We start from the raw sequence: 223 nt of genomic DNA, 5'->3' as shown, positions 1-223 counted from the left end.
GCGGGATGTGGCCCGGTTCATTGAAAGTATGTTTGGCAGCCACTACTCCCCCACCACGGTCAGCAATATTACGGCTACGGTGCTAGACGATATCCACCAGTGGCAAAAGCGGCCACTGAGCAAACGGTACTCCGTCATCTACTTGGATGGGCTGTACGTGAAGCTGAAACGGGGCACGGTTCGTGGTGAAGTGGTCTACTTTGCGATGGGAATTGACGAGGAG

General features: G+C 54.7%; 1 protein-coding gene. It reads left to right on the top strand.

The window, feature by feature from the left end:
- Positions 1–223 (top strand): IS256 family transposase (locus C173_RS27070; RefSeq protein ID WP_036728406.1); only part of this gene is annotated, 223 nt, incomplete at both ends.

The organism is Paenibacillus sp. FSL R7-277 (assembly GCF_000517965.1).
Taxonomy (GTDB): domain Bacteria; phylum Bacillota; class Bacilli; order Paenibacillales; family Paenibacillaceae; genus Paenibacillus_AQ; species Paenibacillus_AQ silagei.
This window is presented reverse-complemented; position numbering and strand designations above follow the sequence as displayed.